The 20,141-nt window shown below is 63.2% G+C and carries 22 protein-coding genes and 4 pseudogenes; 14 read left to right on the top strand and 12 right to left on the bottom strand.

Going from position 1 to position 20,141, the window contains the following annotated elements:
• Positions 1-913: pseudogene (gene argH / locus ACR3EK_RS17270) on the bottom strand (argininosuccinate lyase); the annotation flags it as partial.
• Between the two features lie 21 nt (positions 914-934).
• On the opposite strand from argH, the pseudogene ACR3EK_RS17265 reads away from it, so the two are divergent.
• The 10 genes and pseudogenes from ACR3EK_RS17265 (at position 935) to yddG (ending at position 8,928) form a co-directional block, all read left to right on the top strand.
• Positions 935-1,500: pseudogene (locus ACR3EK_RS17265) on the top strand (TlpA disulfide reductase family protein).
• Between the two features lie 80 nt (positions 1,501-1,580).
• Positions 1,581-1,910 (top strand): hypothetical protein, encoded by a 330-nt coding sequence (locus ACR3EK_RS17260; protein WP_170360091.1) that lies wholly within the window; start codon positions 1,581-1,583, stop codon positions 1,908-1,910.
• Positions 1,911-1,969: 59 nt separating this feature from the next.
• On the top strand, positions 1,970-2,356 hold the full coding sequence (locus ACR3EK_RS17255; protein ID WP_480632392.1) for a hypothetical protein: 387 nt from the start codon (positions 1,970-1,972) through the stop codon (positions 2,354-2,356).
• Complete coding sequence (locus ACR3EK_RS17250) at positions 2,353-3,324, top strand: sterol desaturase family protein (RefSeq protein WP_170360087.1); 972 nt, start codon at positions 2,353-2,355, stop codon at positions 3,322-3,324. Before ACR3EK_RS17255 ends, ACR3EK_RS17250 begins: the two co-directional genes overlap by 4 nt.
• Positions 3,325-3,416: 92 nt before the next feature.
• Entirely contained in the window at positions 3,417-3,608 is a 192-nt protein-coding gene (locus ACR3EK_RS17245) for a hypothetical protein (RefSeq protein WP_093963509.1), read from the top strand.
• Between the two features lie 100 nt (positions 3,609-3,708).
• Positions 3,709-4,542 (top strand): EAL domain-containing protein, encoded by an 834-nt coding sequence (locus ACR3EK_RS17240; RefSeq protein WP_480632391.1) that lies wholly within the window; start codon positions 3,709-3,711, stop codon positions 4,540-4,542.
• Positions 4,543-4,738: 196 nt separating this feature from the next.
• A complete protein-coding gene (locus tag ACR3EK_RS17235) occupies positions 4,739-5,914 on the top strand; it encodes an acetyl-CoA C-acetyltransferase (protein ID WP_093963511.1) in 1,176 nt (391 codons plus the stop codon).
• Positions 5,915-6,100: 186 nt separating this feature from the next.
• Positions 6,101-6,821: pseudogene (gene phbB / locus ACR3EK_RS17230) on the top strand (acetoacetyl-CoA reductase).
• 296 nt (positions 6,822-7,117) lie between these two features.
• Entirely contained in the window at positions 7,118-8,065 is a 948-nt protein-coding gene (locus ACR3EK_RS17225) for a transcriptional regulator GcvA (RefSeq protein ID WP_170461014.1), read from the top strand.
• Positions 8,062-8,928: an aromatic amino acid exporter YddG gene (yddG, locus tag ACR3EK_RS17220; protein ID WP_480632390.1), complete on the top strand. Its 867-nt coding sequence runs from the start codon at positions 8,062-8,064 to the stop codon at positions 8,926-8,928. Before ACR3EK_RS17225 ends, yddG begins: the two co-directional genes overlap by 4 nt.
• Here the strand turns inward: yddG and ACR3EK_RS17215 are convergent.
• From ACR3EK_RS17215 to ACR3EK_RS17205, 3 genes are all read right to left on the bottom strand, one after another.
• Positions 8,925-9,089: a YdcH family protein gene (locus ACR3EK_RS17215; RefSeq protein WP_093963770.1), complete on the bottom strand. Its 165-nt coding sequence runs from the start codon at positions 9,087-9,089 to the stop codon at positions 8,925-8,927. The genes yddG and ACR3EK_RS17215 overlap by 4 nt on opposite strands.
• Positions 9,090-9,209: 120 nt before the next feature.
• On the bottom strand, positions 9,210-9,983 hold the full coding sequence (locus ACR3EK_RS17210; RefSeq protein ID WP_480632389.1) for a tRNA1(Val) (adenine(37)-N6)-methyltransferase: 774 nt from the start codon (positions 9,981-9,983) through the stop codon (positions 9,210-9,212).
• Positions 9,980-10,195, bottom strand: a complete 216-nt coding sequence (locus ACR3EK_RS17205) for a putative signal transducing protein (protein ID WP_480632388.1) — start codon at positions 10,193-10,195, stop codon at positions 9,980-9,982. Before ACR3EK_RS17205 ends, ACR3EK_RS17210 begins: the two co-directional genes overlap by 4 nt.
• Before the next feature lie 56 nt (positions 10,196-10,251).
• Here ACR3EK_RS17205 and ACR3EK_RS17200 point away from each other — a divergent pair, with 56 nt between their 5' ends.
• Complete coding sequence (locus ACR3EK_RS17200; RefSeq protein WP_480632387.1) at positions 10,252-11,250, top strand: polyprenyl synthetase family protein; 999 nt, start codon at positions 10,252-10,254, stop codon at positions 11,248-11,250.
• Here the strand turns inward: ACR3EK_RS17200 and ACR3EK_RS17195 are convergent.
• From ACR3EK_RS17195 to soxR, 5 genes and pseudogenes are all read right to left on the bottom strand, one after another.
• Positions 11,243-12,064, bottom strand: a complete 822-nt coding sequence (locus tag ACR3EK_RS17195; RefSeq protein ID WP_480632386.1) for a 4-(cytidine 5'-diphospho)-2-C-methyl-D-erythritol kinase — start codon at positions 12,062-12,064, stop codon at positions 11,243-11,245. The two genes, ACR3EK_RS17200 and ACR3EK_RS17195, sit on opposite strands and share 8 nt — an antisense overlap.
• Positions 12,054-13,766 (bottom strand): tetratricopeptide repeat protein, encoded by a 1,713-nt coding sequence (locus ACR3EK_RS17190; RefSeq protein ID WP_480632385.1) that lies wholly within the window; start codon positions 13,764-13,766, stop codon positions 12,054-12,056. The genes ACR3EK_RS17195 and ACR3EK_RS17190 overlap by 11 nt, the downstream gene beginning before the upstream one ends.
• 105 nt (positions 13,767-13,871) lie before the next feature.
• Positions 13,872-15,341, bottom strand: coding sequence for a 4Fe-4S dicluster domain-containing protein (locus ACR3EK_RS17185; protein ID WP_480633995.1), 1,470 nt, complete (start codon positions 15,339-15,341; stop codon positions 13,872-13,874).
• A gap of 65 nt (positions 15,342-15,406) precedes the next feature.
• Positions 15,407-15,493 (bottom strand): annotated as a pseudogene (locus ACR3EK_RS17180) (FAD-dependent oxidoreductase); the annotation flags it as partial.
• 160 nt (positions 15,494-15,653) lie between these two features.
• Positions 15,654-16,109, bottom strand: a complete 456-nt coding sequence (gene soxR, locus ACR3EK_RS17175; protein WP_170342262.1) for a redox-sensitive transcriptional activator SoxR — start codon at positions 16,107-16,109, stop codon at positions 15,654-15,656.
• Positions 16,110-16,198: 89 nt separating this feature from the next.
• On the opposite strand from soxR, the gene ACR3EK_RS17170 reads away from it, so the two are divergent.
• From ACR3EK_RS17170 to ACR3EK_RS17160, 3 genes are all read left to right on the top strand, one after another.
• Positions 16,199-16,579 carry a VOC family protein gene (locus tag ACR3EK_RS17170; protein WP_170406821.1) on the top strand — a complete coding sequence of 127 codons (381 nt, stop codon included), beginning with the start codon at positions 16,199-16,201 and terminating at the stop codon, positions 16,577-16,579.
• 236 nt (positions 16,580-16,815) lie between these two features.
• Positions 16,816-17,286 carry a transcription elongation factor GreA gene (gene greA, locus ACR3EK_RS17165; protein ID WP_480632384.1) on the top strand — a complete coding sequence of 157 codons (471 nt, stop codon included), beginning with the start codon at positions 16,816-16,818 and terminating at the stop codon, positions 17,284-17,286.
• A gap of 12 nt (positions 17,287-17,298) precedes the next feature.
• Positions 17,299-18,291, top strand: a complete 993-nt coding sequence (locus ACR3EK_RS17160; RefSeq protein ID WP_480632383.1) for a hypothetical protein — start codon at positions 17,299-17,301, stop codon at positions 18,289-18,291.
• On the opposite strand, the gene ACR3EK_RS17155 is transcribed toward ACR3EK_RS17160, so the two are convergent.
• Genes ACR3EK_RS17155 through ACR3EK_RS17145 form a run of 3 tightly spaced genes read right to left on the bottom strand, consistent with a single transcriptional unit; the run spans position 18,288 to position 20,138 of the window.
• A complete protein-coding gene (locus ACR3EK_RS17155) occupies positions 18,288-18,725 on the bottom strand; it encodes a GNAT family N-acetyltransferase (protein ID WP_480633994.1) in 438 nt (145 codons plus the stop codon). The genes ACR3EK_RS17160 and ACR3EK_RS17155 overlap by 4 nt on opposite strands.
• A gap of 17 nt (positions 18,726-18,742) precedes the next feature.
• Positions 18,743-18,865 carry a hypothetical protein gene (locus ACR3EK_RS17150; RefSeq protein WP_480633993.1) on the bottom strand — a complete coding sequence of 41 codons (123 nt, stop codon included), beginning with the start codon at positions 18,863-18,865 and terminating at the stop codon, positions 18,743-18,745.
• Between the two features lie 13 nt (positions 18,866-18,878).
• Entirely contained in the window at positions 18,879-20,138 is a 1,260-nt protein-coding gene (locus tag ACR3EK_RS17145; protein ID WP_480633992.1) for a molybdopterin-binding protein, read from the bottom strand.
• Positions 20,139-20,141: the final 3 nt, after the last annotated feature.

The following is a 20,141-nucleotide window of genomic DNA, read 5'->3' as shown; positions in this document are numbered from 1 at the left end:
AAGATCCGACCCACCTTGGCGCGGATCAGCTCGGCGGCGTCGGGGTTCTTTTCTGCGGCATGATCGACGATCCGGTCGAGAACCGGTCGGACAGGGTGACAAAGCGGAACTGGGCCGAGGACCAGATCACCAGTTCTTCGGCAAAGCGCGACAGATGCACCGCGCAGATCGAGGCCACCGACAAAAATTCCAGCGCGAAATCGCGATCGGAGACCGCATCCAGCGAGTTGGCGGCGGGCCGGTCAAAGCCCAGCGCCTGCGCCGTCATGTGCCGGTCGATCGGGAAAGAGGTGCCGGCCAGCGCCGCCGCGCCCAGCGGGCATTCGTTCATCCGCGCCCGCGCGTCGCGCACGCGGCTGAGGTCGCGGCCGAACATCTCGACATAGGCCATCATGTGATGGCCCCAGGTCACCGGCTGCGCGGTCTGCAGGTGGGTGAAACCGGGCATGACCCAATCGGCCCCAGCCTCGGCCTGCGCCAAAAGCGCGCGGATCAGGGCCAGCAGGCCGGATTCGGCGGCGTCCAGCTGATCGCGGACCCACAGTTTGAAATCGGTCGCCACCTGGTCATTGCGGCTGCGGCCGGTGTGCAGGCGGCCTGCGGGCTCGCCGATGATCTCTTTCAGCCGCGCCTCGACATTCATGTGGATGTCTTCCAGCGCGGTCGAGAACTGGAACTCACCACGTTCAATCTCTGACAAAACGGTGAGCAGCCCTTCCCGAATGGCCTCGGCATCACTATCACTAATCACGCCCGTGGCGGCCAGCATGGCGGCATGGGCACGCGAGCCCGCGATGTCCTGGGCCGCCATCCGTCGGTCGAACCCGATCGAGGCATTGATCGCCTCCATGATCGCGTCTGGTCCGGCGGCAAAGCGGCCGCCCCACATCTGGTTCGAGGATTGTTCGGTCATGCTGGAAAACCCGGAGTTGATATGCGCCTGTTTCGTCTGATCCCCCTTATATGGCCCTTGCGCTGGGTGCAAATGCCGCTTTGGCCGCCGACACGCAGGCCCTGGCCGACCTGCGCGACGGCAGCCTGAAACGCCTGATCCTGCATTCCGAGCCGAAACCGGTCTCGGACGCGGAATTCCTGCTGGAAGATGACGGCGGCACCGCCACGCTGGCAGATTATCGCGGCAAATACGTTCTGCTGAACTTTTGGGCCACCTGGTGCGCGCCCTGCCGAAAAGAGATGCCCCAGATCGCCGAGTTGCAGGAGGAATTCGGCGGAGACCAGTTCGAGGTTCTGACGCTGGCCACCGGGCGCAACTCGCCCGCGGGGATCAAGAAGTTCTTTAATGAAAACGGCATCACCAACCTGCCCCGCCACCAAGACCCGAAGCAGGCCGTCGCCCGCGAGATGGGCATCGTCGGCCTTCCGGTCACCATAATCATCGACCCCGACGGCCAGGAAATCGCGCGGCTGATCGGCGATGCCGAATGGAACTCGGACAGTGCCAAGGCGATCATCGCGGCCCTGCTGAACCCCGAAAGCTGACCACCTGACGGGCCTTTTGTGCTAGACTGGAACCGGCCTGACAGGGCCGGTTTTTCATTGGCAACAGACAGGAGGCTGAGATGAAACCGGTGGTTTTACTGATCGGCCGGCTGCCCAACGTGATCGGCGACGTGGCGCGGCAACTGGAGCATCTTCCGATCCGGTGGCTGGGCGCGCATGATCCCGACGAGGTGCGGCGGCAACTGGACGCCGAACCGCGCATCGCCTGCGCGATTATGGGCGCGGGCCTCGATGACAAGGTGCGCGGCGAACTGGTGGGCATCATCGCGGCGCGGCGGCCGGATATCTGCATTCACCTCAAGGATCGCGCCTCGGGACCCGAAGGGCTGGTGCCCTTCGTCGAGCGCGTTGTCCGGCACGAAGTGCTTGAGCCGCACAACACCCCCTGACGCAACGCCACCTTTGACAGGGCCTGACCCCGCTTGCACTCTGTCCGCGGGAGGACATCATGCCGCTGGAAATCCTGCTGGTTCTGGTGGTCGGTGGCATTGCCGGCATCACCGCACTGCTGCATCTGACGGGCAAATCGCGCCAGCGCGTGCTGAGCGCCGATGTCGCGCGCGCCGAATGGCTGCGCCATTTCCCCGACGACACCATCATCGACGTCACCCTGGCCCATGACGGACACGCCTCATTGCTGCGCACCGAGACCGGGCCGGGCCTGTTGTGGTCCTTTGGCGCCGATACAGTGGCCCGCCACCTGCGCGATTTCGACTGGATCGACCACCCCGAGGGCATCGAGGTCCAGTTCCACGACTTCGCCACCCCCGGCGTCACCGTCCGCCTTGATGAAACCGAGCGCCGCCACTGGCGCCACCTGCTGGAGCCCGCATGACCGACCAGATCAGCTTTCCCGATGTCGTCCAATGGGCCGTGCCGTTCTTTATCGCCGCAATCCTGGCCGAATTTCTGTGGATCGCCATGAAGGGCCGTGGCGGGCGGTATGAAACCCGCGACGCCGTGACCTCGCTGATCATGGGAGCGGGCAACATCGCGTCCGGATTCCTGCTGGGCTTCATCGCCTATGGGTTCTTCATGTGGCTGTGGAAGATTACGCCATTGGATCTGGGCACATCGATCCCGGTGATCATCCTGTGCTTTGTGCTGGATGACCTGCGATACTACTGGGTGCACCGGTTCGGGCATCGCATCCGCTGGGTCTGGGCCAGCCATGTAAACCACCACAGCTCGCAGCACTACAACCTGACAACCGCCCTGCGGCAAACCTGGACCTATACCTTCACCTTCATGATGGTTGTGCGCGCGCCGTTGATCCTGTTGGGCTTCCACCCGGCGATGGTGCTGTTCTGCGGCGGCTTGAACCTGATCTACCAGTTCTGGATCCACACCGAAGCCATCGGCAAGATGCCCCGCTGGTTCGAGGCGGTCATGAACACCCCCAGCCATCACCGCGCCCACCACGGCCGCAACGCGCGCTATCTGGATTGCAACTATGCCGGGGTGTTCATCATCTGGGACAAGCTGTTCGGCACCTTCGTCCCCGAGCAGGAGCACGACCGGGTCGACTATGGCCTGGTGCACAATATCGGCACCTTCAACCCGCTGCGGGTGGCCTTTCACGAATGGGTGGCCATCTGGCGCGACGCGACCCAGCCGGGCCTGACCCTGAAACAGCGGCTGGCCTATTGCTTTGCCCCGCCGGGCTACAGCCATGACGGCAGCCGCGACAGCTCCGAGCAGATCAAGTCCAAGCACCTGGCCCGCCACCCCGAAGATCGCGGAACGCCCGGTTTCGAGCAATTTGACGAAAACCTGCCCAACCAACAGGCAAAACAGGCCTGAGACTGGCGGCGTCTGCCGGGCGGGCGCTTGAATTCCGGCGCGCGTGCTCCATATCCGGACAAGTGACAAGTTTGTTCGGTCGGAGTTCCACCATGTCCCGCGTTACAGCCATCTTCACCGCAACCGGCCTGTTGGGCCTGGTAATCGCGATGCTCAGCGCCCTTGGCCAGCAGCCTGCGCCGGCGGTGATGATGCTTGGAGTTGCTATGGTGGGCACAGGCTTCCTGGGCGCCGTGATTGGCGCCGTAGTCGAATTGCGCCACGCAGCCCAGACGACCCGCTGATCCCGCCGACTGATTCCCGACGCGCATTAACCGCAAATTCACCGGTACGACCCGAAACTACGTGCTGACCGGTTTCGGAAACGTACGGGGATCGGCGTCGATGCGGAAAAAGGACTTTGCAGATCTGCCAGAGGGTGGGGACAGCCCGTTGAATTCGGCCGTCGCCGCGCGAGATACTTCGACCGTTCAAATGGCGACCGAGGCTGTCAAGCATCAGCAATGCCGCCTGGCGTTCCAGCCCGTCATGCAAGCACGAGACCCGCACGGCGTTGCCTTCTATGAGGCATTCATCCGCGTGCTGGACGAAACCGGCCGTGTGATCCCCGCGCGGGAGTTCATGCCGCAGGTGGAAAACACACCAATCGGCCGGGAATTGGACTGCATAGCATTGGAAAAAGGATTGCGCGCCCTGTCTCGCAATCCGGAAATCCGGCTTTCGGTCAACATGTCCGCACGCTCGATCGGATACGCGCGCTGGTCGCGGATCCTGGACCGGTTTCTCAAGCGGGACAAAACGCTGGGCGAGCGGCTTATCCTCGAAATCACCGAAAGCTCGGCAATGCAGGTTCCCGAACTGGTGATCGATTTCATGGACCGGCTTCAGGATCGCGGGATCGCTTTTGCGCTGGATGACTTCGGCGCCAGCAACTTCAGTTTCAGGTATTTTCGCGAGTTCTTCTTTGACGCGGCGAAGATCGACGGGCAGTTCGTACGGGGTGTCAGCACCAACCCGGACAATCAGGCGCTGGTGCGCGCGCTGATCGCCGTCGCCCGTGAATTCGAGATTCTGGTCATCGCCGAATCGGTCGAAACGCGTGAAGATGCCGAGTTTCTGGTGGCCAGCGGTGTGGACTGTCTGCAGGGCTACCTATTCGGCGCTCCGACGGTGAAAGCCCCGTGGCAACCGGAAAAAGAAGCCAAAACAGGAAGTTGAACCGAATTCCCTTGGGCGCTATCCAGCCGAGGCTTTCTCATGAGACAAGCTGTCCGTTGCTGCACGTGCAGCATTGCGCTATGGCAGAAAGTGCTGGAGCGGGGGATCACGAGGCGCTCTTGCATCGCCAGAGAGGCTCTGTGCGACCTGCGCCGTCAGATTTCCCACAGGACCTTGACGGTAAAGGATTGACTGTATGACCAACGTAGTAATCGCATCCGCCGCACGCACAGGCGTCGGCAGCTTTGGCGGTTCCTTTGCGAACACCCCCGCACATGATCTGGGCGCTGCCGTCCTCGAAGCCGTCGTGGAACGCGCCGGGATCGACAAGTCCGAGGTGAGCGAAACCATCATGGGTCAGGTTCTGACGGCCGCCCAAGGCCAGAACCCCGCACGCCAGGCGCATATCAACGCCGGCCTGCCGCAGGAAAGCGCGGCATGGGGCATCAACCAGGTCTGTGGTTCAGGCCTGCGTGCCGTCGCACTGGGCGCTCAGCATATCCAGCTGGGCGATGCCGAGATCGTCTGCGCGGGCGGTCAGGAAAACATGACCCTGTCGCCCCACGCCGCATCGCTGCGCGCGGGCCACAAGATGGGCGACATGAAATACATCGACACCATGATCCGCGACGGCCTGTGGGATGCGTTCAACGGCTACCACATGGGCCAGACCGCCGAGAACGTGGCCGAGAAGTGGCAGATCAGCCGCGACATGCAGGACGAATTCGCCGTGGCCAGCCAGAACAAAGCTGAGGCCGCGCAGAAGGCCGGCAAGTTCAAGGACGAGATCGTCCCCTTCACCATCAAGACCCGCAAGGGCGACATCGTGATGGATAGTGACGAGTACATCCGTCACGGCGCGACCATGGAGGCGATGGCCAAGCTGCGTCCAGCCTTCACGAAGGATGGCTCGGTGACTGCGGCCAACGCCTCGGGTCTGAATGACGGCGCGGCGGCAACCCTGCTGATGTCTGCCGACAACGCCGAAAAGCGCGGGATCGAACCGCTGGCCCGCATCGCGTCTTATGCGACCGCCGGGCTGGACCCGTCGATCATGGGTGTCGGACCGATCTATGCCTCGCGCAAGGCGCTGGAAAAGGCCGGCTGGTCGGTTGACGATCTGGATCTGGTCGAGGCCAACGAGGCCTTCGCGGCACAGGCCTGCGCCGTGAACAAGGACATGGGGTGGGATCCCTCGATCGTGAACGTGAACGGCGGCGCGATCGCCATCGGCCACCCGATCGGAGCATCCGGCTGCCGGGTCCTGAACACGCTGCTGTTCGAAATGAAGCGTCGGAACGCGAAAAAGGGTCTGGCAACCCTCTGCATCGGAGGCGGCATGGGCGTCGCCCTGTGCGTGGAGCGCGTCTAAGTGCTTTGACAAGTCACGAATAAGGGCGTCCAATGGGCGCCCTTTTTTGTTACACTCCGAGAATATCCCTAGGATGCGACAATATCACCAAACGGAAAGAGCCAGCTCGCAACGAAACGATATTGCGCAACACAATCTCTCAGAGTAACAGAATTGCCAACACGATTAAATTTGGAGGAGTCCTAAATGGCACGTACAGCACTCGTAACCGGCGGCACCCGCGGCATCGGCGCAGCAATTTCCAAAGCGCTCAAGGCCGAAGGATACAATGTAGCCGCCTCGTATGCGGGGAATGACGAAGCCGCGGCCAAGTTCACCGAGGAAACCGGCATTGCGACCTACAAATGGAACGTGGCCGACTATGACGAGTCCAAGGCGGGCATCGAAAGGTCGAAGCCGAGCTCGGCCCGATCGACATCGTTGTCGCCAATGCCGGCATCACCCGCGACGCGCCGTTCCACAAGATGACACCGGAACAATGGCACCAGGTGATCGACACCAACCTGACCGGGGTGTTCAACACCGTACACCCCGTCTGGCCCGGCATGCGCGAGCGCAAGTTCGGTCGGGTGATCGTGATCAGCTCGATCAACGGGCAAAGGGCCAGTTCGCCCAGGTGAACTATGCCGCCACGAAAGCCGGCGATCTGGGCATCGTCAAATCCCTGGCGCAGGAAGGCGCGCGCGCCGGCATCACCGCAAACGCCATCTGCCCCGGATACATCGCGACCGAGATGGTCATGGCCGTTCCGGAAAAGGTGCGTGAAGCCATCATCGGCCAGATCCCCGCAGGCCGTTTGGGCGAGCCCGAGGAAATTGCCCGCTGCGTCGCGTTCCTGGCCTCGGAAGAGTCGCAGTTCATCAACGGGTCGACGATTTCGGCCAACGGCGCGCAGTTTTTCGTCTGATCGCGGCTTATATGAAAACGGGCCGACCCAACGGGTCGGCCCTTCTTTGATCCCGTAAGAACGCGCGCAGCGTTCAGCGGGAACCCAGAATCCACTTCCAGAAACTCCGGATCGCCTTGCCGCGCTCTTGATGAGCGCGCAGAATTGCCTTTTGTGCGGCAGGATTGGTCGTCATCTCGATCATGGCTCTTCCCTTCTACTAAAGGTGAACTTGACTTGCATTCAACATGCCTGTTGTTTTCAAAAGGTACAAACGAGAGTTTTTCCGCATTCAGTTTAGAAATTCTTATGTGAAGATGAGCGACCGACTTCCCCCACTCACCGCCCTCAGGGCCTTTGACGCCGCCGCCCGCCATATGTCCTTTGCCAAGGCCGCAGACGAGTTGAACGTGACACCAGCCGCGCTGTCGTTTCAGATCAAGTCTCTGGAAGAGCATCTGGGCCAGCCGCTGTTCCGCCGATTGAACCGTGCGGTCGAGCTGACCGAGGCCGGACGAACCCTGGCCCCGGGCACGGAAAAAGGGTTTGCTGCGCTGCAGGCGGCTTGGTCGGCCACCCGCCGCCTGCAGGACAACACAACACTGACAGTGACCGCTGGGCCGGCCCTGACAGCCAAATGGCTGGCCCCCCGCCTTTACGAGTTCGCCCGCGCCCATCCCGAGATCGACCTGAGATTCTCAGCCACGCTGCGCAATCTCGATTTCGAGCGCGACGACGTGGATGTCGCGATCCGGTTCGGGTATGGGCAGGATGACGGGCTGTATTCAGTTCCCGTGCGGCAAGAGTGGTTGACGCCGGTCATGACGCCCGAGCTTGCGGCCCGGTTTCCGACGCCGCAGGACCTGACCAAAGCGCCGCTGATCCACGATGACTCGATCAACTTCCTGAACCCGCCCTGTGACTGGCCCGCCTGGTTTCGCGCGGTCGGGGTGGACTTCACGCCAACCCATGGCGCGCATTTCTCGAACGCGGATCACGCCATTGATGCCGCGGTGGCGGGTGTCGGCGTCGCGTTGGGACGGCGCCCGATGATCATCAAAGATGTGATCGAAGGCCGGCTGGTCATGCCCTTCAAAACCGCCATCGAAACCAAGGCCCGCTTCCGGTTCCTGTGCCGTTCGGGCGAGGAGACGCGCCCTCAGATTGCCGCCTTCCGGGATTGGTTCCTTGCAGAGATCGAAAAAACCGCGCACATATCCGACGGTCTGGAAATCATACCCGTCGAGGAAATCCCCCCCGCATGACAAAGAACCGCGCCACCGCCATCGGCTTTGCCGCCGTCCTTTTGTGGGCACTGCTGGCGCTGTTCACGGTTGGCTCGGCGCCGACCCCGCCGCTTTTGCTGAACGCCATCTGCTTCACGATCGGCGGAACCCTTGGCTTGATCTGGACATGGCACAGCGGTGGGCTTGGGCAACTGAAACAGGTCAGTTGGAAGGTGTTCGCGTTCGGCACGGTTGGCTTGTTCGGATACCACGCCCTGTATTTTTCGGCCCTGCGCATGGCACCTGCGGCCGAGGCCGGATTGATCGCCTACCTCTGGCCCTTGCTGATCGTGCTTTTCTCAGGGTTGCTTCCCGGCGAAACCCTACGTCTGGGCCATCTGCTCGGGGCTTGTCTGGGCTTTTCCGGGGCCGCGCTGATCATCACCGGTGGCGGAACCGCAGGGTTTCAGGCCGAACATCTGCCGGGCTATGCGCTCGCGCTTCTGTGTGCCCTTACGTGGTCGGGGTATTCCGTATTGTCGCGCAGGTTGGGTCAAACGCCGACCAGCTCGGTAGCAGTGTTCTGCGTGCTGACCGCCATCGCCTCGTGGATCCTGCATTTCAGCCTTGAGCAGACAGTCTGGCCGCCCGACGCACTGGCCTGGATGTCGACCGTTGCCCTGGGGTTGGGGCCCGTTGGGCTGGCGTTCTATGTCTGGGATATCGGGGTCAAGCACGGTGACATCCAGATGTTGGGCACCAGCTCGTACGCGGCACCCCTGCTGTCAACTCTGGTGCTTGTGGTCGCCGGGATCGCCACGCCGTCCTGGACGCTGGCGATCGCGGCATTGCTTGTTACCGGCGGCGCTGCAATCGCGGCACGCGCCAGCCTACGACGTTAAGCCGACAGGCGTTCAATCTCTTCCTTCAGCTTCAGCTTCTTCTTTTTGAGTTGAGCAATGTGGAGATCGTCGATACCGGGCGAGCGCTGGGCTTGTTCCACTTCGAGACTGAGGGTTTCGTGCTTCTTCTTCAGTTCCGTCAGATGTGCGCTTACGCTCATGGCGATCCTCCTTCTCTGTTTCTGAATATCACATGGGAAGTTGATCACATCATTTCCAGCCTGTCACGCTGCAGACGCTCGGATTCTTGTTCAAATCCGACAATTTCGGCTGGTCATTGCCTATCGGGCGTCCGGCCAGGGCATTGGTCGGCCCTCGCGCAGGATGCCAGATACCATGTCGGTATAGCTCTCGCCGTCCCTTTCATGGCGGTCACCGCTGTGGAGAATCAGCGGCGCATGCAATCGAAAATCCGCGCGCCCGCCCTTGCGCGCCCGCAGGATCAGCAACTCGGCCCCGCGCCCCATACGCGGCGCGATGGGCAGAACCTCTACCGAGCCCAACCGACCCGCGCAGGCCGTCAGCATGTCGGGCAAGCGTTCCGCGCGCTGGATCATGTGCAAGTACCCGCGCGGTGCCAGCCTGCGCGCTGCCGCATCAAACCAGTCGGACAGCGGCGTCTGCTCGCTCAGCGCCGTTCGCCGACCAGCATCGACGGCCGCGCTATGTGCACCGGGCCGATAATAGGGCGGGTTTGCGATCACGTGGTCGAAGTGCTGCTGACGCAGATCAGTCGGCATATTGGACAGGTCGGCCACGTGGACGGACAGATCAATCTCGTTGCATTGCGCGTTTCTTGCGGCCAGATCGGCATAGTCGGCCTGAAGCTCGATCCCAGTCGAGCACAGACCGGGTACGCGGGTCGCGAGACAAAGAACCGCAGCACCCGCCCCGCAGCCCAGCTCCAGCACCGACTGCCCGGCTTTGGCCGGAACTGCGGCAGCAAGTAGCACCGGATCGATACCGGCGCGATAACCGTCACGCGGCTGCCACAGCTTTAGGCGGCCACCCAGAAAGTCGTTGCAAGTCAGCGCGCTGTCAGGAAACCCGGTCATTTTCCCAGCGGAATGTCATTGTCACGCATCACCCGCTCTGCCCGCTCGAGGTCATCGGTCCGAACCATGAGGCGGCGCGGAAAGATTCCGATGCCTCCCTCGAGGACGCTCATATTTACGTCCATCTCAAAGCAGTCTATATCCTCGCCCTCAAGAAGAGCGGATGCAAAGGCGATGATGGTCGGATCAGTGCTGCGCAGAAGTTCTTTCATGGGGATGGATGTAAGGGCAAGGCAGGACGAAAGTCGAGCCTTGTATCAGGAGTGTGATGACGATCAGCACGATCTCGAAACCGCATGAGCGACTGGCCGAGATTTTGGCCGGTGAAATGGAGGCGGTAAACACTCTGATCCGCACCCGCATGGCCTCGGAACACGCGCCCCGCATCCCCGAAGTCACCGCGCATCTGGTCGAAGCGGGCGGCAAGCGCCTGCGCCCGATGCTGACACTGGCCGCTGCGCGGCTGTTCGGCTATGGCGGCGATCATCACATCCGTTTGGCCGCCACGGTCGAATTCATCCACACCGCCACGCTTTTGCATGACGACGTTGTGGACGAAAGCGCGCAGCGGCGGGGCCGGCCTACTGCCAACCTCCTGTGGGACAACAAGTCCAGCGTGCTGGTCGGCGACTATCTGTTTTCGCGCAGTTTCCAGCTGATGGTGGAAACCGGATCGCTGCGGGTTCTGGACATCCTGGCCAATGCCTCGGCCACCATTGCCGAGGGCGAGGTGCTGCAGATGACCGCTGCCACCGACCTGCGCACCGACGAGAGCGTGTATCTGCAGGTCGTGCGCGGAAAGACCGCGGCGCTGTTCTCCGCGGCGACCGAGGTGGGCGGCGTGATCGCCGGTGCGTCCGAGGAACAGGTCCGGGCGCTGTTCGCCTATGGCGACGCGTTGGGCATCGCCTTCCAGATCGCCGACGACCTGCTGGACTATCAGGGCGACAGCAAGACCACCGGCAAGAACGTGGGCGACGACTTCCGCGAGCGTAAACTGACCCTCCCAGTGATCAAGGCCGTGGCCCAGGCCACACCCGACGAGCGTGCGTTCTGGGAACGCACGATCGAGAAGGGTCGGCAACAGGATGGAGACCTGGACCTGGCCCTGAACCTCATGCGCAAATACGGCACCCTGGAGGAGACACGGAAGGACGCTCTGGCCTGGGCTGCCAAGGCCAAAACCGCTCTGACCGCGCTGCCCGATCACGAGTTGCGCGACCTGCTCGGTGATCTGGCCGATTACGTCGTATCCCGCCTCAGCTGAGTACGCTGGCGCAACACCACCAGTCCGGCTGGGAAACACCAATCTCGTAGGCTGCAAAATGTGCGGCCTTCATGGACGGGTACAGCGCAAAGCAGGTCGAACCCGACCCCGACATGCGCACCAGCAGAACGTCCCGCGTTTCACCCAGCGCCTGCAACACGTCTGAAATCTGGGGCGCCAAACCTATTGCCGCTTCCTGCAAATCATTGCGTTGCCCGGCCAGCCAGTCAGCGCAGGCCTCGGGCGTTTCGAATGCCGGTATCTGATCGGGCATCCCCGGATTGTCGCGTGAAGCCAGCGCATTGAACACCGGCCCCGTCGGAACAGGCACACCCGGATTGACCAGCAGCGCGGGCAAAGCCGGCAATGCAACCGGGGCAACATGGTCACCAATGCCCCGCATCCGTGCGGCTCTGCCCAGTACACAAACAGGAACATCCGCGCCCAGGGCCAAAGCCGTTTCCAGCGGAACTTCCGCGTCTTCCCCTGCGATGGCCCGCAAAGTCGCTGCCGCATCCGATGAGCCGCCGCCGATTCCCCCGCCATGCGGCAGGAGCTTGTCCAACTGGATTTGCCCGCTCCATCCCATCGCCCTAGCGGCCCGCCAGACGAGGTTGCGGTCGTCGGTCGGCACCCCGGCGGCATGGGGACCGATCACGGTCAGGCGAATCTCGGGCCCGGGTGACAGGATCAACGTGTCTCCCACATCGGCAAAGGCGACCAGCGAATCCAGCAGATGGTATCCGTCGGCCCGCCGTCCGGTCACATGCAGGGAAAGGTTGATCTTCGCGGGCGCAAAGGCCTCAATCGCCATTGGCGACCTTGAGGGGGGCCGCGCCTTCCTCGGCCAGCACCGCGTCCAGCCCGACCTCGAGTTTGCGACGGATCCGGTCGGGGTCGGCCTCGCCATCGGTATCTTCGGGATCGATGAAGGACAACGCGCGCCGCCATTGGAAATCGGCCTCACGGGTGCGCCCGACGGCCCAGTAGACGTCGCCCAAGTGGTCGTTGACCACCGGGTCCACGGCCATCAGTTCAACGGCGCGCTCCATATGTTCGACCGCCTCGTCGTACCGGCCCAAGCGAAACAGAACCCAGCCCAAGCTGTCGACGATATAGCCGCTGTCAGGCTGGATCGCGACGGCGCGCTCGATCATGTCCAGCGCCTCTTCCAGTTTTTCCTGCCGCTCGACCAGCGAGTAACCGAGATAGTTCAAAACCTGCGGCTGATCCGGATTCAACTCCAGGGCACGCCTGAAATCCGCCTCGGCCTTGTCCCAGGCCTTGAGCCGTTCGTGGCAGATGCCGCGGGCGTAGTGCAGGAACCAGTTGCCACCCGAACCGGTTTCGGTCAGTTCGATGGCTCGGTCATACGAGGTGACAGCTGCGGCGTAGTTTTCCTGACGCCGCTGCAGGTCGGCTAAGGCGACGTGGACACTGGGCAGGTTGGGCTGCCGGGCCGCCAGATTTTCCAGCACTTCGATCGCCGCATCCGGTTTCCCCGACTGAGCCAGGATTTCGGCACGCCCCAGCTCGGCTGCGTGGAAATCGCTGCTACCCGTGGGAACCTTTCGATAGGCTTCGGCGGCCAGGTCGTACTGGCTCAACTGCTCAAGCAGTTCCGCGCTCAGCAGGATCGCATCGATGTGATCGGGCCGGAGGAAAGTCGCGATCCGCGCGTAGAGCAGCACATAGTCATGTGCGGCCTCGGTGTTCAACGCCGCCCCGACCGAGAAAAAGACCTCGGCCACGCCTTCGGTGGCCGATCCGACATGGGTGAATGGCAAGGTGCCACCGGCGCTGAGCGTGTCCACGTAGGACTCGATCGACGGATCGCTGCCTGCCGCAAAGACGTTTTCCAAGAATTGCAGAGCTTCGTCATTGCGGTTGAGCTGCGACAAGACTTCGACCCGCGCCAGCGCTGCACGTCGCGAGAATCGCGCAACGATACTGTCGTCGGCCGCAAAGATCGCCTCGGCCCCCTCGAAATCGCCAACCGACGCCAGCGCCAACGCCTTGTGATACAGCGCGAATTCCCGCAGACCGTCCTGCTGGGCGACCTCATCGAACTGCGCCATCGCCTTGGTCATTTCGCCCTTGCCCAGATGCGCCCAGGCCGTCATCAGCCCATCGACCAGCGGGCCAACGCCCTGATTTTCCAGGTCACGGGCCAGCAATTCGTCGAACTTTCCGTCAGATACCAGTTTGGCGGAAACAACCATACGTGCGGCCTGGTTGGGCTGCCCGTTCGCCTCCATGTCCTCGGCGATCGGCAATGCACGTTCCACATCGCCAAGCGCCACGCGCGCCAGTAGCACGCTTTCCTTGAGCTTGGTGTTGCCCGGATCGAAAATCAGGGCCTTGGAGTAGTACTCCTCGGCAGCCTTGTAGTCGCTTTCATAGATGGCCTGGCGTCCAGCCAGATAGGATCCCGCGCCGGAATCCGCGTGAACCGGAACGACAGCCGCTGTCGCAAGAAACACGGCCAGCGCCGTGCGACGAACCAGTGAAACCACCTAATACCTGCCTTGTCTGCCTATGATTGCAGAACAAGCTAGGGCCTTGGCCCGCCAGAGGCAATGGCCGAGCGTTCACGGCCCCGCCATTGCCCGGGTTTTTGCCTACATGTTGGGGTAGTTCGGTCCGTCCCCACCCTGCGGCGTGGTCCACGTGATGTTCTGGCTGGGATCCTTGATGTCACAGGTCTTGCAGTGGACGCAGTTCTGGAAGTTGATCACGAATCGCGGCTCGGCCTCGTCCTTCACCACTTCGTACACGCCCGCCGGGCAATACCGCTGCGCCGGTTCGTCAAACTTGGGCAGGTTGACCTTCACCGGAATCTCGGGGTCGGTCAGCTTCAGGTGACAGGGTTGGCTTTCTTCGTGGTTGGTGAACGAAAACGCCACGTTGGTCAGACGATCGAAAGACAGCGTGCCATCGGGCTTCGGATAGTCGATGGGGGTGTGCTTGCTGGCATCCTCGGTCGCCTCGGCGTCGTTCTTGCCATGGCCCAGCGTCCCCAGCAGCGAGAAGCCCAGCGTGTTGGTCCACATGTCCATGCCACCCAGCACCAGCGAAGCGGTCAGGCCATATTTCGACCACAGCGGCTTGACGTTGCGAACCTTCTTGAGGTCGCGGCCAATCGCACCGTTGCGCACCTCGTCTTCATAGGCGGACAGCTCGTCGCCCGACCGGTCGGCCTTGATCGCCTCAAATGCGGCCTCGGCCGCTGCCTTGCCCGACAGCATCGCGTTGTGGTTGCCCTTGATGCGCGGCACGTTGACCATGCCCGCCGAGCAGCCCAGCAGCGCCACGCCCGGCGCCACCAGCTTCGGCATCGACTGATATCCGCCCTCGGTGATCGCGCGGGCGCCATAGGCGACGCGCTTGCCGCCTTTCAGCAGGTCGGCCACCACCGGGTGGTGCTTGAACCGCTGGAATTCCATGTAGGGGAAAAGATGCGGGTTCTTGTAGTTCAGGTGAACCACGAAGCCGACATAGACCTGGTTGTTTTCCAGGTGGTAGATGAACGACCCGCCCCGGCATTGCCGCCCAGCGGCCAGCCCATCGTGTGGGTGACGCTGCCCTCCTTGTGCTTGGCGGGGTCGATCTCCCAGATCTCTTTCATGCCGATGCCGTATTTCTGCGGCTCTTTCCCGGCGGACAGGTCGTATTTCGCGATCACTTCCTTGGACAGCGACCCGCGCACGCCTTCCGACAGGAAGACGTATTTGCCGTGCAGTTCCATGCCCGGCTCGGTGTTGGGGCCATAGGATCCGTCGGGTTCCAGCCCGAACACGCCAGCCACGACACCCTTGACCTCGCCATTGTCGCCATAGACCAGTTCGGAACAGGCCATACCAGGGAAGATCTCGACGCCCAGTTCCTCGGCCTGTTCGGCCATCCAACGGCAGACATTGCCCATCGAGACGATGTAGTTGCCGTGATTGTTCATCAGCGGCGGCATCGGCCAGTTTGGGATGCGCAGCTTGCCGGCCTCGCCCAGCATATAGAAGTTGTCTTCGCGCACCGGCACGTTCAGCGGCGCGCCCTTTTCCTTCCAGTCGGGGATCAGCGCATCCAGACCGCACGGGTCCAGCACCGCGCCCGACAGGATATGCGCGCCCACTTCCGAGCCCTTTTCCAGCACAACCACGTTCAGGTCGGCGTCCAGCTGTTTCAGACGAATGGCCGCCGACAGGCCCGCCGGGCCTGCGCCCACGATCACCACGTCGTATTCCATCGCTTCGCGTTCAATTTCGGCCATCGTGGGCTCCTCCGCTAACTATCCGAATTGGCGCCTGGGGCGCGGGCTCGGCGAAATTTTGTTTCCCGGCTGATTACCTGCTGGAAAAGACCTTGGTCAATCAAAACACGGCGTAACATTGCTGCAATGCGGCAGATCAGCCCTCGGGCGCGTCACCCATCAGGTACCTGGGACCGCTACCATGCGCCTTGGCCCGGTCGTCGGGGTTGTAGAGCGCGCATTTCGGAAGGCTCAGACAGCCACAGCCGATGCAGCCGTCCAGATTGTCGCGCAGACGCAGCAGAGTATCGATTCGCTGGTCCAGATGCGCGCGCAGGCCGACGCTGATCTTTTTCCAATCCGCCGGCGTGGGCGTGCGGTTGTCGGGCAGCCCGGCCAGAACCTCGCGGATTTCGGGCAGGGTCAGGCCGAACTGCTGGGCGATCATCACGAAACTCAGCCGACGGATGTCGGCGCGCTGGTACCGCCGTTGACCACCCGGATTGCGCCAGGGGGAAATCAGCCCCTGCGCCTCGTAGTAGCGGATGGCGGATACCGCCAACCCCGTGCGACGCGCCAACGCGCCGATGGAAAGGCCTTCGGATGCGGGCATGATCTCCTCCCGAAAAAATCTCTTGAGCTAAAGTTAGGTTTAGGAATTACGGTGAGTCGAAACAAGCCTGTACATGAAAAGGAGACCCCATGATGGCGACGCTGGAACACACGAACTTCACCGTCCGCAACCCGCAGGCGACCGCCGCCTGGATGCAGGACGTATTCGGATGGAAGACACGCTGGGAAGGCCCGGCCATCGCGGGCGGCTATACCGTGCATGTGGGCAGCGCGCATACCTATCTGGCGCTTTACGCCCCGGCCGACCCCAAACCGTCGGGCGAAAGCAGCTATGACATCGTCGGCGGGCTGAACCATGTGGGCGTGCTGGTCGAGGACATCGACGCGACCGAGGCCAAGGTTCGCGCCGCGGGCTTCGAGCCCCACAACCACGCCGACTATGAACCCGGCCACCGGTTCTATTTCGACGATGACAACGGTATCGAGTTCGAGGTCGTTCAATATGATTGAAATGCTCTGGTTCGGCGCCGAGGCGCATCGCTGGAAACGCGGTGATCTGCTGGGGCATCGGCACAATCGGAAACCCCCACCGCCCCGACGGCGTTAAGTTGCGGATTGCAGGGGCCAAACCCCTTGGCCTCTTGCATTTCACGCCATATTTGGGTCAGGTAATTGCCAACCCATCTTTCGCCCCGACGCTGGTCTCATGCGGCGGGGCGACTCAATTGTGCGTGGAAAAAGAAGATATGGAAAAGATCCCCATGACGCCTGCGGGCTTTGCCGCGCTCGAGGCAGAGCTCAAGCAACTCAAGTCCGTTGAACGCCCCGCCATCATCGAGGCCATCGCCTCGGCGCGCGAACTGGGCGACCTGAAGGAAAACGCCGAATACCACTCGGCCCGCGAAAAGCAGAGCTTCATCGAAGGCCGTATCAAGGAACTGGAAGGCGTTCTGTCGCTGGCCGAGGTGATCGACCCGACCAAACTGTCGGGCGCGATCAAGTTCGGCGCCAAGGTCACCTTGGTGGACGAGGACACCGACGAGGAGAAGACCTGGCAGATCGTGGGCGAGCATGAAGCCAATATCGAAAAGGGCCTGCTGAACATCAAATCGCCCATCGCCCGCGCCCTGATCGGCAAGGAAGAAGGCGACAGCGTCGAGGTGCGCACCCCCGGCGGCGTGCGCTCGTACGAAGTGCTGAGCATCCACTACGCCTGATCGGAGCGCGCCATGTCGGGCCAAGACCCTGATCCGGACAGCAAACGCCCCACCTGGCTGGGCATCTATGACCGTCCGGGCCGCCCCAGCGTCACCGGGATCGAGATTGCGGCCGCGGCCCTCAGCCTGATCTGGCTGGTGGTGGCCGTAGCCTTTCTTGTGCTGCCCGAGCAGACGCAGGCCGGCAGTTTCATCGTGATGCTGCTGGCGGTGTTCATGCCGGTCGCGATGATCTGGGTCGCAGCGCTGGCCATGCGCGCCAGCCGCATCATGCGCGAAGAAAGCGCCCGGCTGCAGACCGCGATCGACGCGATCCGGCAGGCCTATGTATCGCAGCAACAGCGGTCGGCCAGCACCTACGAACCCGCGGTGGCCCGGAAACTGGATGAAATCGCCGCGGCCGCCCGGCACACCCAAAGCACGCTGGCCACGTTCTCCAGCAAGCGGCGGGATCTTGCGCCGCTGGCAAGACCTGCGGCACCCTCGGGCCAGACCTCATTGGAACTGGGCACTCCGGCCGAAGAGATCACGACTCCTCTGCCCACCGACATTTTCATCCGCGCGCTGAACTTTCCCGAAACCGCCGAGGATACCGAAGGCTTCAACGCCCTGCGCCGCGCGATGAAGGACCGCAAGACCGCGCAACTGGTGCAGGCCGCCGAGGACGTGCTGACTCTGCTCAGCCAGGAAGGCATCTACATGGACGACCTGCGTCCGGACATGGCCCGCCCCGAGGTCTGGCGCCAGTTCTCCAAGGGCGAACGCGGGCGTGCGGTCGCCGCGTTGGGCGGTATCCGCGACCGGTCGTGCCTGGCGCTGACCTCGGCGCGGTTGAAACAGGACCCGATCTTTCGCGATGCGGTGCACCATTTCCTGCGCCGCTTCGACACCATGATCGCCGAGTTCGAACCTCAGGCCAGCGACGCCGACCTGACCGCTTTGGGCGACACGCGCACGGCGCGCGCCTTCATGCTGCTGGGCCGAGTGGCCGGAACGTTCGACTAGCCACCGTTGGGCACGACCCACCGCATTTTCGTGGCCGAACTGAATCCGAAAAGATGCTTGAACGGGCCGGTATAGTCCTGCCCGATCGCCTGAAACCCTTCGCGCTCGTACAGGGTCCGCGCGCGCGAGTTGGTGTCGATCACGTCCAGTTGCACCTCGTGCATGCCCAACCTCCGGGCCTCGTCCTTGATCGCCCGCAGCAGCAGGGTCCCGACACCTTGCCCGCGCGCCTCGGTCGCCACGCATATGCCATCCATCTGGAACACGCCCGGCTTCAGGTCGCGCTCCAGAACGCTCAGGACAAGGCCCCGCCACAGGGCGCCGAACCAGCCATAGACCCGGGCCAGATCCGCCAGCCCGCCCTGCGTCAGCCCGCCGTCGCGGGTCTTGTACCCGGCCAGCCCCAGCATCCGCCCATCCGCATCCCGCGCCACCAAGGCGAAATCGGGGTTCAGCGCCCGTTCGAAAAGTCCAGGCCGCGGGCGTCCGGACCCATCACGCGCGACAGTTTGCCCGAGAACGCCTGCCAGAACAGCGCGGCCGCCCGCGCGCGCTCATCAGGGAAAACCCGCACGAGACCGAAACCGTCACAGGCCGAAACTGCCATAGGGTATGAAATGCACAGGGTCTCCGGGCTGGATGTCTTGCGCGCCGTCCGGCAGCTCGACCAGCCCTTCGGCCCAGCTGAGCCCACTGATGCGACCCGATCCTTCCGATTGAAACACCTCGACCCGGCCGTCGCGGACCCGGGCACGCAGGTATTCTCGGCGGCCCGGTTTCTTGCTCTTGGCGAACCCGGCGGGCAAGTCAAAGCCCTGCGGCTGCCGCCACCCCTCGCCCGCCATCAGGCCCAGCGCGGGCCGGGCAAAGATCAGAGTGCAGACCATCGCCGCCACCGGATTGCCCGGCAGGCCGAACACCGGCGTGCCCTGCCACAGGCCCAGCGCCAGCGGGCGGCCCGGCTTCAGCGCGATGCGCCATTCTTGCAAGGCCCCCGCCGCGCGCAGCAGGGCCGAGACATGATCCTCGTCCCCCGCCGAAGCGCCGCCGCTGGTCAGGATCGCGTCGGTCTGTTGCGCAGCTTGGTCCAACCGGTCCCGCAGCGCGGCCCGGTCGTCGCCCACGCGGCCCAGATCGACCGCCACAAAACCCATCCGTTGCAGCATCGCCAACAGCATTGGGCGGTTCGCATCATAGATCTGGCCCGGCCCCGCGGCCTGACCCGGATCACGCAATTCATCGCCGGTAGACAGAACCCCCACGCGCAAGGGCGTGCGGACCGGGACCTCGGCCACGCCCACCGCCGACAGCAGCGCCAGATCGGCAGGCGTCAGGCGTCGCCCGCCAGACAGAGCCAAGGCCCCGGCCTGCACGTCTTCGCCCGCCTTGCGCGTGTTGGCGCCAGCCTTCAAAGGACCGTTGAAGGCGATGTGGCCGTCCTGCACGGTCACGTCCTCTTCCAGAATGACGGTATCCACCCCCTCGGGCAGCGGCGCGCCGGTCAGAACGCGCAGCGCCTGCCCCTCCGGCACGGCCCCCGCAAACGGCACGCCCGCCGCCGCGCGTCCCTCGGCCAGCGGCAGAACATGCGGGCCCTCGGGCCGACCACCGGCAAAACCGTACCCGTCCACTGCCGTGTTGGGCAGCGGCGGATTCGACCGTTGCGCGATCACGTCCCGCGCCAGAACGCGCCCGCAGGCTTGACCAACGGGCAGGGTCTCGACGCCGGCAACCGGGTGCAACCGGTCGCGCAGCAGGGCCAGCGCGTCATCGACCGGGGTCCATTCGACCCCCGGCGGCAGGGCGAAACAGTCGTTTTTCAGCGGTGGAGGCGCAATCTTTGGCATGGT

Source organism: Ruegeria sp. BC8 (assembly GCF_056535705.1).
This window is presented reverse-complemented; position numbering and strand designations above follow the sequence as displayed.

Excerpts from the sequence above, each read along its gene's own strand:
- ACR3EK_RS17260 (WP_170360091.1), top strand. The coding sequence starts at position 1,581 with ATGAAACCGGTGGTTTTACTGATCGGCCGGCTGCCCAACGTGATCGGC.
- ACR3EK_RS17255 (WP_480632392.1), top strand. The coding sequence starts at position 1,970 with ATGCCGCTGGAAATCCTGCTGGTTCTGGTGGTCGGTGGCATTGCCGGC.
- ACR3EK_RS17250 (WP_170360087.1), top strand. The coding sequence starts at position 2,353 with ATGACCGACCAGATCAGCTTTCCCGATGTCGTCCAATGGGCCGTGCCG.
- ACR3EK_RS17245 (WP_093963509.1), top strand. The coding sequence starts at position 3,417 with ATGTCCCGCGTTACAGCCATCTTCACCGCAACCGGCCTGTTGGGCCTG.
- ACR3EK_RS17240 (WP_480632391.1), top strand. The coding sequence starts at position 3,709 with ATGCGGAAAAAGGACTTTGCAGATCTGCCAGAGGGTGGGGACAGCCCG.
- ACR3EK_RS17235 (WP_093963511.1), top strand. The coding sequence starts at position 4,739 with ATGACCAACGTAGTAATCGCATCCGCCGCACGCACAGGCGTCGGCAGC.
- ACR3EK_RS17225 (WP_170461014.1), top strand. The coding sequence starts at position 7,118 with ATGAGCGACCGACTTCCCCCACTCACCGCCCTCAGGGCCTTTGACGCC.
- yddG (WP_480632390.1), top strand. The coding sequence starts at position 8,062 with ATGACAAAGAACCGCGCCACCGCCATCGGCTTTGCCGCCGTCCTTTTG.
- ACR3EK_RS17215 (WP_093963770.1), bottom strand. The coding sequence starts at position 9,089 with ATGAGCGTAAGCGCACATCTGACGGAACTGAAGAAGAAGCACGAAACC.
- ACR3EK_RS17210 (WP_480632389.1), bottom strand. The coding sequence starts at position 9,983 with ATGACCGGGTTTCCTGACAGCGCGCTGACTTGCAACGACTTTCTGGGT.
- ACR3EK_RS17205 (WP_480632388.1), bottom strand. The coding sequence starts at position 10,195 with ATGAAAGAACTTCTGCGCAGCACTGATCCGACCATCATCGCCTTTGCA.
- ACR3EK_RS17200 (WP_480632387.1), top strand. The coding sequence starts at position 10,252 with ATGACGATCAGCACGATCTCGAAACCGCATGAGCGACTGGCCGAGATT.
- ACR3EK_RS17195 (WP_480632386.1), bottom strand. The coding sequence starts at position 12,064 with ATGGCGATTGAGGCCTTTGCGCCCGCGAAGATCAACCTTTCCCTGCAT.
- soxR (WP_170342262.1), bottom strand. The coding sequence starts at position 16,109 with ATGCCCGCATCCGAAGGCCTTTCCATCGGCGCGTTGGCGCGTCGCACG.
- ACR3EK_RS17170 (WP_170406821.1), top strand. The coding sequence starts at position 16,199 with ATGATGGCGACGCTGGAACACACGAACTTCACCGTCCGCAACCCGCAG.
- greA (WP_480632384.1), top strand. The coding sequence starts at position 16,816 with ATGGAAAAGATCCCCATGACGCCTGCGGGCTTTGCCGCGCTCGAGGCA.
- ACR3EK_RS17160 (WP_480632383.1), top strand. The coding sequence starts at position 17,299 with ATGTCGGGCCAAGACCCTGATCCGGACAGCAAACGCCCCACCTGGCTG.
- ACR3EK_RS17145 (WP_480633992.1), bottom strand. The coding sequence starts at position 20,138 with ATGCCAAAGATTGCGCCTCCACCGCTGAAAAACGACTGTTTCGCCCTG.